Here is a 15206-nt window from a genome sequence, read left to right on the forward strand (position 1 = left end):
GACCGAAATACGAAATTATTACCAGAATGGATTTTGCATAGCTTTCTGCATATCGCTGGGGTATAATAGTATTTCTTTGGTAGGAATCGGTGACAGGTAATATTTATCTTCATTAAACTTTCGTGTGGTACCGGCATCATACACCATCAAATAACCGGCTGGATTCAATTTTACGGAAGGGTTGACCGGTACTTTGGCGCCCAGGAGAATATCCGGGTTTTCATTTGTGTCCATCTTAACGCCTTTTTTCCAGCGCATAAGGTCCTGGTAACGGAAGCCGTCCATCATAAGTTCCACCCGTCTTTCGCGGCGTATTTCCCAAATGAGTGATGATACATCCGGATCTTTATTTGCATCAGTAAAAGCAGGAGTATTTACCAGGGTTAATTTCAGGGAATCTACGCCTGCCCTTGTTCTCAGTTTGTTGATGGTTATATCGATTTCGGGTTGCGTTATTGAACCCAGTTCGGCAGCCGCTTCTGCATAGTTGAGGTATACCTCCGATAAATAGAACAGGGGCGCATCGGTAAGGTTAGCGCCGGCTCCAACCGGATAGGTTTTTATTGCATTGGTATCTGGCAGGAACTTGGTTACTCTGTAACCTGTTGTTGAGCTAAGAGAGTTTTTAACATGCCCCTTATAATAAAGATAGGTGGTATCGATAGATAATTTTAATCGTTTATCCCGGTTGGCAAATACATTATTCGAATTAGCGTCACCCTGGTATAAGGGTGATTGGGAGATCGGTTTTCCATCGGTACACAGGTAAGATTCTACCGCATTTTTATTTAACCCACTGATGATTGTGCTACTATATAAATAAGTGATGGTGGAATGTCCCAGATAGGTTGACTCATATCTTTTATACAGGAGTACTTCTTTATTACCTTCTAATTTATCAGCATTATAAATGGTCTGGTATATTGGGTTAAGCGCATAGTCAGGGTTTAATATCAATACCCCGGCTGCATCTTTGGCTTCCTGCAGGAATTTATTTGCTTCGGCTGTAAGGCCCAGGGCAGGGTGGTATTTGCGATAGGTACCTTCGTATAAACAGATCCTTGCTTTCAGCGCCAGGGCTACATCTTTGTTAACAGTATTGGTAGTAGGTTTTTCGGCAGCAGGTGTGCGTAAATTATTAACCGCAAAATTTAAATCCTCCAGTACACTGTCCATAACCAGTTTGCGGGGATCACGGGGTTTATACAATTGTGCGCTGTCTGATGCTGCTATAGTATGACCATACCAGGGTACATCGCCGAAGTTTTGCACCAGGCGGAAATATTGCAGGGCACGAAAAAAACGGGCAATTCCCTTCCAGTGATTTTTTGCTTCATCGTTCATAGGAACTCCGTCTATCCGTTCCAGCATAATGTTCGCCTTTCTTACCCAGGTAAACGACCAATCGCCATTGGTAGGTGGTGCTGTTGCGGCATATTGTGCAAGGCTACCCGCGCACTGGTCATCGTTGAAGGTGGTGAAGTAAAAATCACCATTGAGGCTGCCCTTATCACCAAAACCGGGAAACATATTATAAAACTCCCAGCTATAGGTGCGTACATTGTTCTCATTCTTCCAAAACTCAGGGTCCGACAATGAATCCGGATTGGAAACATCGATGTACTTTTTACAGGATGTACCTGCCAGTAACAACAGGTACAAAAAAGCTTTATTTAATTTCATATATAGAAATTATAATGATTAGTTAGATGTTTAGTAGGTGATCTGAATGCCAAATGAGTACTGACGGTTGAAAGGGTAAACCCTTCCTGTATAACCGGATGTTAAGCTGGCATCTGTGATCTCCGGATCAAGCGGAGCACCTACATTGCTTATTTCAGCCAGGTTTTGGCCGCTCACATAAAACCTTACTTTCTGCACTTTGTATTTAGTAAGCAAACTGGTTGGCATGGTGTAACCGATAGACACATTCTTCAACCGGCAATAGGCCAGGTTCATCAGGTATTTTGTTTGCGGAATAAAGTTATTAGTCCCTGAAGATAAACCAGCCAGGCTGCCTCCATTACCCGGGAAAAGCGCCGGATAGCGGGCGTTTGGATTGTCGGGCGTCCAGTAATCCAATTGATTGGCGTATAAGATATCGAGGCCCTGGTACATTGGCAGTACGGTGTTTCCAACGCCCCACCAGCTGCGTTTGCCAACGCCCTGAATAAAGATATCTACATCAAAGTTTTTCCAGCTGCCACCGATACGGGCGTTATAAATATAACGGGGCTGGGTGTTGCCTATCACTTTCAGATCGCCATGGTTGCCCAACGTCATTGCACCAGTGGTAATAGAATCATTGCCATCCAGATCTTTATATTTGATATCTCCCGCCCCAAGGATGAATTTGGTGTTTGTATTCAGATACTGTTGAACCGGTGATTTAGTTACATCGTCTGCTGATACAAAGTACCTGTCTGTTTCAAAGCCCCAGATCTCGCCATACGTTTTTCCTTTGTAGTTAGACGTATTTACGATTGACATGGCCGGGTTATCCCATTTGGTAAATACTGTTTTATAGTCGCTGAAGCCAATGTTACCGTATATCGCAATGTCTTTTCCGATGGTGTAATTCGCATCGATATTGATCTCATAACCACGGGTGCGGAAGTTACCGGCGTTGATCTTGGGACCATCTGCACCAAAAGTAGCGGGCAGGGTAGTGTTCTGGATCATGCCTTTGGTATTGCGTTCGAACCAGTCGAAGGAAATGCCAATGTGATTGTCGAGAATACGGGCGTCGAGACCGAGATCAAGTGTGCTCACCCGTTCCCATGTCAATGCATCAGGAACCGAAATTGGTTGTTGAACGGTATAGGCGGTAATGCCTGCTGTATTTACCCAGTTTGCGGGAACGCCTTTCATGATCCGCTGATACACGCTTTGACCGTTTGCACTTACATCCTGGTTGCCCAGTTCGCCATATGAGCCACGAATCTTCAGATCGCTTACATACGCTTTTGAAAAGTCCATGAAGTCTTCCTGACTAATTCGGTAACCGGCAGATACCGATGGGAAAAAGGCCCAACGATCCTGACTTGGGAACAGGGAGGACCCGTCGTACCGGCCATTTAACTCCAGCAGGTATTTTTCTTTATAATCATAGTTGATGCGGCCAAAATAACCGGCAAACGCCTTTTTACCATGGCCCAGGTTGCTCCAGCCCAGGGGGACAGCTGTTGGTACACCTCCTGCGCTTGCTGCGCCATAGGTTGTATTGAACTCAGCCTGCAAGGGGTCTAATAATCCATTTTTGCCAGCTACATAGTTTATGTTTTCATTGTCTTCGGCATTGAAACCGCCAATCAGTTTCAGGTTATGATCGCCGAATTTATCTATATAAGTAGCAAAGGTGTTGAGGGTGTTAACCTTAACGCGGCCATTGTAATAGTTTAAAATGTTCTGGGCATCCGTGGAGAGGTCTTTCTGCACCAGTGCACCTGCTGTCCAAAAATCCCATCCAACAACTGGGCCGCCGGCCTCATTCCGTAAAATGTTATCACGGCCAATGGTATAATCGGTACGGATGTTTAATTTTTTACTGAGCTTGATAGTAGCGCCCAGGTCTAAACGCTGGTAGTTACTGCTTGCCTTACCCTGGCTGGCAGCAGCGAGGTAGGCAGAGTTGGTGCGGAAATATTTGCCCTGGTAGGTGCCATAAGGGAAATAAGCGCCCCACCGCCAGAAATAATACCAGTAGTCCTGATATTGAAACGGAAAATCATATTCGTAATTGCGGTACAGGGTTTTAACGCTTACATCGAGCCAGTCGGTAACGGCGGCATTAACACTGGCGGTTACGTTGTATTTTTTTACTGATTCAGGATTCATTTTCATGATGCCGCCATCCTTACTATAACCGGCAGAGAGATAATAAGAGATCTTTTCACTGCCGCCGGTGATACTCAGGTTATGTAATTGAGACTGGGTATACTTTTCCAGCATTTCTTTTTTGGGGTCCCATACTTTATAGAAGTAAGTACGGCCATCGGCTTCTACGTTCCAGTCTTCACCTTTTACCATCTCCAGTCCGTTCTTGCCGGCATAGTTGTTCTTCCAGTTAATGATACCATCTCTTAATGTTAACAGGTTCATGCCGAATAATTCCGGATAGGAAGTACCACTTCTTTTGCCTGCGTCCCATAAACCCTGTAATTCCACTACCGGATCGGCAAAGTCAGGTAAAATGGTTGGTTTGTTCCAGGCCAGGTTGTTGGTGTAGGTAATGGAGGCCTTTTGATTTTTGCGGCCCGATTTTGTTTTGATCATCACCACACCAAAAGCTGCACGGGCACCATAAATTGAGGCCGATGCTGCATCTTTCAGTACGGATATGCTTTCAATGTCCTGTGGGTTGATGATGGAAAGGTCGTCTGTTTGCACATTGTCGACCAAAATCAGCGGTCGGCCGTTCCCGTTAATAGAGCCCACACCGCGAAGGGATACAGTTGCGCCGGTAGTTAATCCACCGTTGCCGTATTGAATGGTTAAACCGGGAACAATACCCTGTAATGCCCTGGTAGGGTCGTTCAGTGGCTTACCGCCAAAAGTTTTGTTTACATCTACCGTGGCTACAGCGCCGGTAAGGTTGGCTTTCTTTTGGGTACCATAGGCCACTACCACCACCTCGCCGAGGGCGGAAGCTGCTTCCAGTTCAACCTGATAATTGGTAGTGCCGGGAATTACATTTACCCGTTGAATTTTATAGCCGGAATGAGATACTTCGAGAAATTCATCCCCGGCATCCAGCGTGAGGGTGAATTTTCCGTTCAGGTCGGTAATCGCTCCTTTTTTGCTTTTACCAGTGAGTACGTTTACACCGGGAATGGGGTTGTGGGTGGTTTTGTCGTACACCTCCCCGCTTATTGATTGGCTATATGCAGCGCCAAAGAAAGAGCTGCATAGCACAAACAGTGCAAGGAAATAGGCTTTTCTCATAAATTGTTTATTTATTAGTTAGTAGGAAAGTGCAGGTACGCAAGGGCGTAACAGTTTCTGGTTTTTCAGTTGAACTGGAAGTAAGAATTTGAGCGGATGCAGTAAGTTATAGCACCTGAATGCCGGCATCGATGTAGGGTCTTAAAACCGGTGCATCGGGTGGCAATTCTGTGATTAGTATGTCTATGTCTGAAATGTTGCAAATGTGAATCGGCTGCAGGGTGTTGATCTTTTCTGAAATGGTGCAGCACACTACTTTTTGTGAGGAGTCGATCATGATCTTTTTCAGCTGTGCAATCTCCCAATCGTTTTCGGTAGTGCCCCGTTTTATGTCGATGGCGTTGATGCCAAGGAAGCACAGATCGGCATTGATGTTTTTGATCTTGGAGATGGCTTCCGCGCCAATGGTGATCTTGGCGTTTTTCGATACCCGGTCGCCGATCATCACCACTTCAATACTGGGGTGTTGCATGTATTCGAGAATGGCGGGAATACTACCTGAAATAAACGTTGCCCGCAAAGCCGGGGGAAGTGCCCGGGCCATTTCAATAATGGTGGTGCCGCCACTGGTGAGTACAAACATGCCATCCTGGATCAGGGCTGCGGCTTTTTGCCCAATGATCTTTTTCATGTCTTGCGAATACACGCTCAAACCAGTATAGGTAACATCGTTAAAGGAATGCGAAAGGGCGCCGCCATGAACTTTTATCAGTTTGCCTTCGTCGGAAAGCTCCATCAAATCGCGGCGGATGGTGTCTTCCGATACGCGGATCTCATGACTCAGGAGCGAAGAGAGTACTTTGTTGTGCAGGTTCACCTGATGCAGGATATATGCCTGACGTTCTTTTTTCAGCATAATCTGGTTAGTTGGTTTCAGCCCAAATATAAAAGGAATGTGGCATGAATACGCAAAAACATGATTATTTATGGATGAATAACGCAAAATAAGACGCAGAATTGGATATTATCTTATTGTTAATGCAGGTTTGTGCGGTTATGGTATATGTGGGACGTATTTTTTGTGAAGTGGCTTGCAGGAATTGACAGGGAGTTGACAGGAAGTTGATAAGGTTGGCACGTTGGCAAGTTAATAAGGGATCAAATCAAGAGCGATTGGATGATTCTCTATGCGCTCTCTTTGCTTCCTCGTTGGCATCTCTTTGAATCCACCATGATGCCTCTCTTGGATTCCCTCCCTCGAGAATACAATTAGGTAGGATAAAGAATGGATTACCCTTTCAACCATATCAACCCTGTCAACATGTTAACATGTCAACTGGTGAACTTATTTCAGCGTAAACCGGATAGTAAGCGCAAACGCATCCGGTACAAAATTGATATCGGGGAGAATGTCAAGTTCGGGTTTCCAGTCGAGGGAGAGATTGACCGGCGCACTGGTGAATTTGTAATCCAGTCCTACAATGCCGGTAGGGCCCAGGTAGGTATCGCCATCCTGAAAACCAACATAGGCGCCGCCACCCATAAACCAGCTTAAACCGGGTGTGTTGAATTTATTATGTACTTCCAGCAAACCGCCAAAACCAAACCGGTTGCCCCAGGAGATCAGGCCCTCAAGTGCCGTTTTATCGGTAGCGAAATATTTAACTGAAATACCACTGCTGAGGGTGGGAGAGGAGTTGCCAAGCCGTACGCCGCCCGCCAGTCGGTAATCCTGGGCAGACGCGCGTTGACATACCAGCGTAATGAATACTATAACGGGCAGGGTTATGGAGATCCTTTTCATGAAAAACAATTTTTGATTTTCAATGATTAAATACAATCTCTACAAACAGCTACCGGCACGTTTACGGCTGGCCGTTCTTTATGCGCCAACGTTATTAGCTGGTGTATTGATCAATGGTGGTTTGATAAAAACGAAAATAATGCCAAATGTATTGATTAACTGATCGTTAAAGTAATAGCTTAACTTTTTAACTTATAATTAGTCCGTTTCCTCCTTTTGCATGTCTTCAATAAATGCATTAAACAAACTGTTTATGTTGTTTTCCTTGCAGGGTTCTTCCCAATAGATGCCGGAAAGATCTTCTGCCACTTCCAGCGAAGTGCTGCCGGGTTTATAGCCGCCGGCTATTCCAAGATAAGCCTCCTCATTTTCCATGAACGTTACCCGGTATAAATAGAATGTGTAGTTTTTGCCCCTAAATTTGGTGACCTTCCTGGTTAGGAATGTGATCTTTTTCACATCATAATCATCACTGGAGATATTGTATAACACGGATTCACCCATAGCCTGCTGGGTCGCATATTGTTGGGGAAACAGGCTGGTTTTGTTAAGGGCTTTCAGTTCTTCGTACAGGCTGGTTCGGGTACCTGTATCAGCGGCCAGTTTCAATAATTCACCGGCAGGTACCGATTGTTTGTTTTTGATCAGTTGCAGGGCGGCTGTTTTTTTAATGGCAGGGTCCTTTAGAGTAAGGTAATTCTTTAAGAGGTCATTTCCGGCAGTACTGTTACAACTTCCAATCACCTTTAGCAGGCCTGAGATATAATAGTTGCCATCCCCTTTTTTAAAAGAAGGAAGATGTTTTATAGCCGATTGTATATAATCATTTTCCGCCACCGCTATTTGCTCCTGTGTTATATACCCCTTGTCTTTTAACTGCAGTGCCAGATCGGCCACAACCAGGCAGCTGGCACTGTCTTTTGCCAGTTTTTGCACGGTTGAAAAAATAGGGACCAGTAAATTCAGGCTGTCTTTGAGTGCATACAGGCCGTGATATTCAAGGCCTGTTACCGGCGGGGCGTACAGTTCCAACAACTGCCCTATAACTGCAAAACTTTCCTGCGTTTTCAGTTTGGCCAGGGTTAACAGTGCCGTATTCTTGAGATAATCTTTTTCGTTTATTAATGAGGGGTATTGTTCTTTTATATATGCGATGGCCGTAGTGTCTTTTAAGCGGCCAAGCTCATAGGTCAGCTTCAAATTGATCTCATCTGTTATAGAGTCTGTATAAGGTGAATAATACTGTTTTAGCAATGCCTGGTGAAGGGCAGGCACATCCTGCTGCTCAAATTGACCATACACATACCGGCCTGCCGTAGCTCTTGTCAACGAATCTCTGCTGGTCAGGTCATGCAGCAGCAGCGCTGCTTTCGATTGCGTTATAAAATGGCTGTTTTGTTGTGGAATAAGTATTTTAAAACTATTCAGAAAGGCCGTAGCGTTGGCATTGTTTACAAAATCTTTATCACCTGCGATAAAGATTTCATACACGATATTGCCGTGCGGTACAATGCGCCATCTTTTATAACTGTAATCTTTATTGATCAACAATTCTTTAGCCGGCTGGCCATTGACTAACAGATCTGTTTCGCTTACCAGACTGTCCGTTTTGATGTAATTTTTTAACGTGCTTTTCCAGAACAGGCTGTCATTTTTGTACCAGGTGTATTTTGAAAGGGTGTCGGAACCCACGTAGTAAGAACTGGCGGTGGTAGAATCGAATGAAAACCGGAGACTGCTGTGTTTATTGTTGTTCATCCGGAATGGGCCAGGCGCCAGCGCCGAGAAGGAAGAGTCTTCCGAGATATATGTCTTCCAGGGTACAACAGGCGCCGGAACGGCACGCAGGGATGAAAAAATATTTTGGGCAACCGGTGCCTGCAGGTGAAGGGAGTCGGCAAGCACCATCAGCACGATGTTGCGATTGTTCTTTACCAGCGAAACGGTCTTCATAAAAAGTCCGGACTGAATGGTATTGACGCCTTGCAAACTAATACCATTATACCCCGCCATTTGAACAGGAGCTGTTTGCAGGTTGGCGTATCGCGCCTGCAGGCTTTTTATTAACTGCTTTTGAACAAGTGTGTCACTGTTGAGGAAATGACCGGGCGTCATGTCTTTTAAATATAAAAAGATGTACATGCCATTGGTCATATCAGAGCCGGTAAAGGCGCTTACATTCCAGCCATCGTGTTCGGCGCTCAGCTTCTTGTTATAAGTTAATTGGGCGGGCGTCATAAAAGCGATGCCCATCACTGAATCGATGAAGGGTTTTGCATCAGCCGCTACAGGTAATTTTTTGGTAATGGTGAATGAACTGAAGAAATGTTCGGCATCGGCCGATGTCAGCGTTTCCTGTTTTAGACTGCTCATAAAGGCTATGTACACCACATTCTCATAAACGAATGCCTGCATGCGCATTTGCTCACCCATGATGGGATGCTGGTATTCGTTGCCTTCCACGCCATTATTGAATACTTTTTTTACCGGTATTTTTTCAGTGGTGCGGAAGATATTATGAGCCAGATCGAGCAAAAGACTGTCTTTATGGATGCCTTTGCGTGGATTAATCACTGCCATGGTGCCGTAACTCGACAGGTTAATAAGATCGAGCATGAATTTCATTTCCATAAACCCATATACCTTAACGTTGGCTGCATTGCCCGGTAAGGATACTTTATAAAGACCACCCTGGCCTTCGGTTTCCGTCCAGGGAAGTTTTACTTCTTTGAATGTGTATTCTTTGGCGTTGATCTTTTTTGAGGAGAACACCGGTTCTACCGTAAATCCCCGTTTTTGTAACAACTGTATAACGCCGCTGTCGCCGGGTAAATGGGCGGTACCAATGGCAATAAACATGGTGCGCAGGGCCGTAAGGCTGTCGATGCGCCGCGCCATTTTTATATTCCGTTTTATCAGTAACAGGTCCCGGTAACCAGGTGATTGCCGGGCACTCGTTGCTTCAATACCGGCAAGGTCCTGGTTGCTGTACATACTGACCATGCTTTCCATCGTCTTACTGCCGGTGTTTTTTATATAGGCAGAATCGCCTGCAAGCACATTGTCTATGTCGGTTTTATCAACAAGTTCATCGATCAGGCCGGCCTGATCAGACATGTCTTCCACGCCGCCCACCCATTTACCCTGGTGGCGGGCAATATTGTACAGGTAGGCATCGAGAAAGGTGGGCATTTCGCCTTTTGCCATGTATTCGCGCAGCCACTTATTCTTTTCTGCCACTATATCGCCGGTGGTTATTTCCGCCGCAGGCTTTTTAAATTTTTTGGAAAGGGCGTCACTGTATTTGTTGTAATCCTTTTCGCTCAGTATCTTCTTCAACTGGGCACCTTCCGCTTCATCGAGGGATTTATTTACATAATAGGCGGCCATTTCATCGGGGTTTAACTCAATAGCCAACCCGTCTGATTTTTCAATAGCCCGGTATACCGAATCGCCTAAATTGAACAGGCGTTTATCGGTCAGGTGCATAGTACCGTATAAATAAGATGGTTCTGTGAGCCCTTTGCCGGTAATGCGCCATAATAAAGTTTTGGGAAGGGATTGCTGACTGTAGGAGCAGGTGAATACAAAGCACAATGCCAGCAGACAGCATGCAAATGAAATACGGCGCATAAGTAAGGGTTTAACTATATGATACGTTGAAATTATTCAAACATGATCCTATGGCTTTTTCCTGCGAAACGTAGCTGGTTCTTTCTTATCGGCCGGTGGGATTGACTGCTCAGCGGGTTGCTTTGACTGCTCTTTCGGTTGGTCAACCTTCGGTTGTTCTTTGATCGTGGGCACTGATGGCGTGGTTACGTGCATACTATCCCCGTGCAAACTGTCAACCAGTGTGCTATCCATGAGCGTGCTGTCCATCAACGTGCTGTCCTTTAAGATAACCGGCTTTTTAATATCTTCAAACAATTCAAACTTGGTTTTGGGCCGCAGGCTTTCGAGCCATTTGAAACTGCGCAGCCGTTTGTTTTCATCCTTAGCCTGTTTTATGGGGTACATGGTACCGTTAACTTCGCTAATGAAAACTACTTTATTCAGTTCCTTGTTCTTGAACCGCATGTCGATAATATCGCTGGTAGCGTTGTTGATGCCTACCAGTTTGCCTTTATCGTCTTTTACATAATAGATGCTTTCGCCATTACCTGTTGCCCGCATATAGTCCATTTCCCCGTCTTTAAAATAACCATTCAGGCGATTGCCTTTTATCTGATTATACATTTCTCCTACGGAATCACTGGTGTTAACGGCAAACCCGTTCTCGAACACGTACATTTTATCTGGCTTCTTATTCTTTGTATACAGGAAAATGGTGTCGCCGGTTACCTGGCTTTTGCTGGCCCACAGAACCGGGTCTTTAAATAATCTGAAGATGGAATCTTTTCCTGAATACCAGAGACTGTCAGCTACTGCCTGCATGGAATCGGAAAAAATACGCACGTGGTTCCAGGCCATGAAGTAGCGGTCGGTACTGTCGTTTTTCTTTTCTGTTGCCGGCTTTGCAGGTTTACTGGAATCCGGTTTTGCGTTGGGAGCCGGGGTTTTGGTAATTACTGCTTTTTTAACCGGAGCTTTATCTTTTAAAACAAGCTTAACCGAATCGCGGGGCAGGCTAACCGAATCTTTGACCACTGGTACTTTTGCCAGTGCCGTATCGGTAACCACCTGTTTGGCAGAATCGGGAAGCACCTGAGTTGAATCTTTGATCACCGGGGTCTTAACCAAAGCCGTATCGACAACCACCTGTTTGCCGGAGTCGGGTAGAAGGGGAGCTGACTCTGCGATCTCAGGTGTTTTTGCCTGCACCGTATCCATAATCACTTTCAGTTGCCCGCTGGTTGAATCTTTATTTACAGACAGATTGCCCAATGTATTATAATTGGTAATCCTCCATTTAAGCGCCCTTGGTTGCAGCTTGAGGCTGTCTGGACGTTTGATGACTTTTTTAGCTGCTGCAGAATCTGCTGCCGCTTGTATCTGTTGAAGGGAATCACGCACCCGTTTGGCTTCCATCAATTTCATTAACGTGCTCAACCGGCCCGAAGCCAGGGTGTCACCGGTAATGTATAAGGAATCTTTGTCCTGTTTTATGATCATTAACGGACGCTGGGTTGCCCAGAAAGTCCCTTCCTGGTTATTGGCTTCAATAAAATTGGCCAGTACCGATACGCCCTGGGCTGTATCTACATACACGGCTCTGCCGCGCAAAATACTTTTGCCTGAACTGTTGTCGCTATCTATGTTATCGGCGGTAATTCTTACTGCGCCGTCATTCAGTACGGGGCGTTTGCCAAAAAAGGCTTTGCGGTTTTGTGTATCGTAAAACCCATCACTGGTTTTGATGGTCCGTTTTGAACTGTCTACAATGGTAGTGGGGGCAATAAATGTAGCTATCTGGGTATTGGTATTATATAATAACGAATCGGACTTTAGGGTGTATTGCGGGTCTTTAAGGTCCACATTTCTTTTGAAATATACATCCTTCAGTTCTTCGTAGTAGGTTCCTTCTTTACTGGTTAGTACCGATTCCTTGTTGATGAGTTTACCGCCATTGTGGTATTCCCCGATCTTCAGGTTCATGTCGTACGTTAGGTCATTGGTGGTTAACGTACTTTTGCTATCGGTTAATGATACATTGTTTTTGAGGTAGGCCATCCTGGTGTCAACATAGTATTGCAGGTATTGCGATCTGATGTTGACGGTGTCATTATCTATGATATGCACGTTGCCAAATGCTTCAACGAACCGGGTCTTTTTGTTAAACACGGCGCTGTCGCAATTGATCAGTGTATTTTCCTGTTTTAGCTGAACATTGCCGGCCAGTATTTGCAGATCGGTCGCAGTATCAGTATGTTTATAACTAAGCCGGTCGGCATTGATCAGCGTAACTACTTTCATGGTGTCAGCGCCGGGCCGGGTAGTTATTACCTGGGAATGTACTTTACCAAAAGATAACAACGCTATAAGCGCAACTATCAGCGGTAAACCCACATATCGTATCATTTAATAAGCTTGTTATTTCAGTGAATCCAGCGGCGCTTTTAAGGGTCCCTTTTTGTCTTTTCCTCCAAACAGGGATATATTAATATAACGTTTTGGATTAACCCGCAGGTCGTCGAGCAAGATAGTCAAACTGCGATTGGTACGGCGGATCTCATCGTACAATTGGCGATCATTTAACAGCGCTCCGGCAGTGCCCTCTTTGCTATCGAGTTTGCCAATGGCGCCTTCCAGTTTCGACATGGTCCTGGTCATACTTTCAATCGCTCCGTTAATATTTGCCTTCGCTAATTTATCGGTTGTTGTTTGCAGATTGCTAAAAGTGCTGTCGATCTTTGGTCCATTACGCGCAAAATCACTGGTAATAGTATTCAAATTGCCAATGGTTTTTGCCAGCATTCCGGTTTCAGTATTGAGCAATTTCTGCAAAGAAGCGCTCGATGTGGCCAGGTTGGCAACAATACCCTGTAAATTGTTACGGGTATTGGGGTCCAGAATTGTGTTCAGTTTTTGCAACACATCATCCAGTGAAACCAGGGTTTTATTGATGTTGTTGATAGCTGGGTCAATGCTTTTCTGAAGCTTATCGGTCAATCCCAATGCCCGTTCGGTATGTATGGTATCGCCTTCTTTCAGAAAATCATTGCCATTACCTAAATAAATATTTACAGCTGTAGTTCCTAATAACTCACTGTTAAGGGTAGCTACGGAATTACGGGGAATGTTCAGGTCCTTCGTTAAAGTAATGGTCACAACAATCCCACTCATGTTCTTGTCTTTTTCCTTCAAACCGGTTACTTTACCTACCTGTAACCCATTAATAAAAACCGGGTTACTTGGGGTCAGTTTTTCAACGTTCGGAAACACAGCGTACACGTCATTGCCACCGGTGCTTTTCCCTTTCAAAAAATTAAAGCCAAGTATAAGCACCGTTATCGCAATTGCGGTTAAGGCGCCTACTTTAGTTTCATTGGAGATTTTCATCTGAATTAGCTATATGTTTTCAATGGCCAGACAAATCCCCGCCTGCAATTGTTCACAACTGGGTGAAAATCTTGCAGTGGTGGTTTCATCTGAACGGGTTTTGTTTCAAAGGTTACCCTTATAAAACGGCTAGTTTGCAGCAAAAGTATATAAAAAATTGAAATAGACGGGGTTGGAATAGTTCTTAGTTCAAAGTTGAAAGTTCAAAGTTCCAGGTTCCTGTTATTAAATTGGTGGGATATTGGGTTCTTAGGTTCTGAGTTCTTTGTTTGCTTTGCCCGCTGAATCCGCCGGCTGGCGGAGTAGGAGGGCCTCATCGCGGATCTTTGCCCTCTGCCTGCTGCCCTGTTTTAGGCTTTCTGCTTTTGGCTTTGGGCCTTAGGAGTGGTCACTTTTGAAACAGGCTGGGCGGTAGTGGTAACCCCCACATTCAGGTAGCGTTTAACGGCTTTTACGATGGCGGAGGCCATTTCTCCCTGTCCTTTGGTGCTGTTCAGCCAGGCTTCATCTTTACTATGGGTAATATACCCGGTTTCTACCAGAATGCTGGGCATGGCAGTGGCCTGCAATACCCAGATACCTTTTTCATTTCGTTGTTTAACCCCCCGGTTCAACCGCCCGTATTTGGTAATTTCTTCCTGTACCAGGGTGGCCAGCAGCATGCTTTTATTAAAAAATCGCTTGGTCCATAATAATGATTTGGCCCTGAACTCAGGGTCATTAAGGTCTGGTACAAATTCATCACCTTCTTCAACATCCTCGGCAATACGTTCGCCCACAGCGTCGCCCTTAAAACCGGTACGATCGGCCGCCCAGATATAGGTTTCCGTGCCGCGGGTGGGGCCATCAGTATAGGTGATCTTATAATTCTTAACCTTGCGGGTGTGTTTTATCTTCTTTTTACCTTTTTTGGTATAATAGGTTTCTTTTTTATACCCTATAAATGTCGAGTGTTTGATTTTGGGAGCAGCATTGGCATGAATGGAGATGAACAGATCGCCTTTGTTGCGGTTCGCATAATCGGCCCGGGCTTTTATTTCGGGGTAAGTATCACCCATGCGGGTATAATATACTTTTATGTCGGGGAAGGCCTGTTTTATCTGGTTGCCGAGTTTCAGGGCAATGGCCAGACAAACTTTTTTTTCTGTGGAAAAATCGCCATGGGCGCCGGGGTCACGGCCGCCATGACCGGCATCTATAATAATAGTTTTAATGCCCGGCTTGAATGGAGCATGCGCATGATCGGTCATTGCAGGGGCAGTATCATAGGCGGATACGACCATGCAACAGACTGTGCCCAGAATGCAATAAATCATTTTTTGCAGCATGTATTCCGGGATTTTAAATTTCAATCAGTGTTCCGGTATGCACAAAGATAGTGCTGCAATTGACTTATCAATTAGTTAATGTTCAAAAAGTGTTGAAATTCAAGGTAAAAAGGGATTTCACTAACCCCGGGGCTTAAACTGGCCGACACGAAACACCAACTGCGCCTGCATTAGGTAGTAGTGATCGT

At 45.0% G+C, this 15206-nt stretch carries 8 protein-coding genes; all 8 read right to left on the minus strand.

Translation table 11 applies throughout. The features are described from left to right. Window positions 1–18: 18 nt before the first annotated feature. The 8 genes from BMX95_RS10605 to BMX95_RS10640 all read right to left on the minus strand — a co-directional run bounded on the left by BMX95_RS10605 (window position 19) and on the right by BMX95_RS10640 (window position 15018). A complete protein-coding gene (locus BMX95_RS10605) occupies window positions 19–1683 on the minus strand; it encodes a RagB/SusD family nutrient uptake outer membrane protein (protein ID WP_081204427.1) in 1665 nt (554 codons plus the stop codon). A 30-nt stretch (window positions 1684–1713) separates the two neighbouring features. Further along, on the minus strand, window positions 1714–4944 hold the full coding sequence (locus tag BMX95_RS10610; RefSeq protein ID WP_081204428.1) for a SusC/RagA family TonB-linked outer membrane protein: 3231 nt from the start codon (window positions 4942–4944) through the stop codon (window positions 1714–1716). 106 nt (window positions 4945–5050) lie between these two features. Next, window positions 5051–5800, minus strand: a complete 750-nt coding sequence (locus BMX95_RS10615; RefSeq protein ID WP_081204429.1) for a DeoR/GlpR family DNA-binding transcription regulator — start codon at window positions 5798–5800, stop codon at window positions 5051–5053. A 429-nt stretch (window positions 5801–6229) separates the two neighbouring features. Then, window positions 6230–6688 (minus strand): hypothetical protein, encoded by a 459-nt coding sequence (locus BMX95_RS10620; protein ID WP_090519379.1) that lies wholly within the window; start codon window positions 6686–6688, stop codon window positions 6230–6232. Between the two features lie 198 nt (window positions 6689–6886). Beyond that, on the minus strand, window positions 6887–10321 hold the full coding sequence (locus BMX95_RS10625; RefSeq protein WP_081204431.1) for a TraB/GumN family protein: 3435 nt from the start codon (window positions 10319–10321) through the stop codon (window positions 6887–6889). 48 nt (window positions 10322–10369) lie between these two features. Next, a complete protein-coding gene (locus tag BMX95_RS10630) occupies window positions 10370–12709 on the minus strand; it encodes an OstA-like protein (protein WP_081204432.1) in 2340 nt (779 codons plus the stop codon). Between the two features lie 12 nt (window positions 12710–12721). Beyond that, window positions 12722–13690 carry an MlaD family protein gene (locus BMX95_RS10635; protein WP_081204433.1) on the minus strand — a complete coding sequence of 323 codons (969 nt, stop codon included), beginning with the start codon at window positions 13688–13690 and terminating at the stop codon, window positions 12722–12724. A 350-nt stretch (window positions 13691–14040) separates the two neighbouring features. Continuing rightward, window positions 14041–15018: an N-acetylmuramoyl-L-alanine amidase family protein gene (locus BMX95_RS10640; protein WP_081204434.1), complete on the minus strand. Its 978-nt coding sequence runs from the start codon at window positions 15016–15018 to the stop codon at window positions 14041–14043. Between the last annotated feature and the right edge of the window lie 188 nt (window positions 15019–15206).

Source organism: Niastella yeongjuensis (assembly GCF_900110245.1).
Taxonomy (GTDB): domain Bacteria; phylum Bacteroidota; class Bacteroidia; order Chitinophagales; family Chitinophagaceae; genus Niastella; species Niastella yeongjuensis.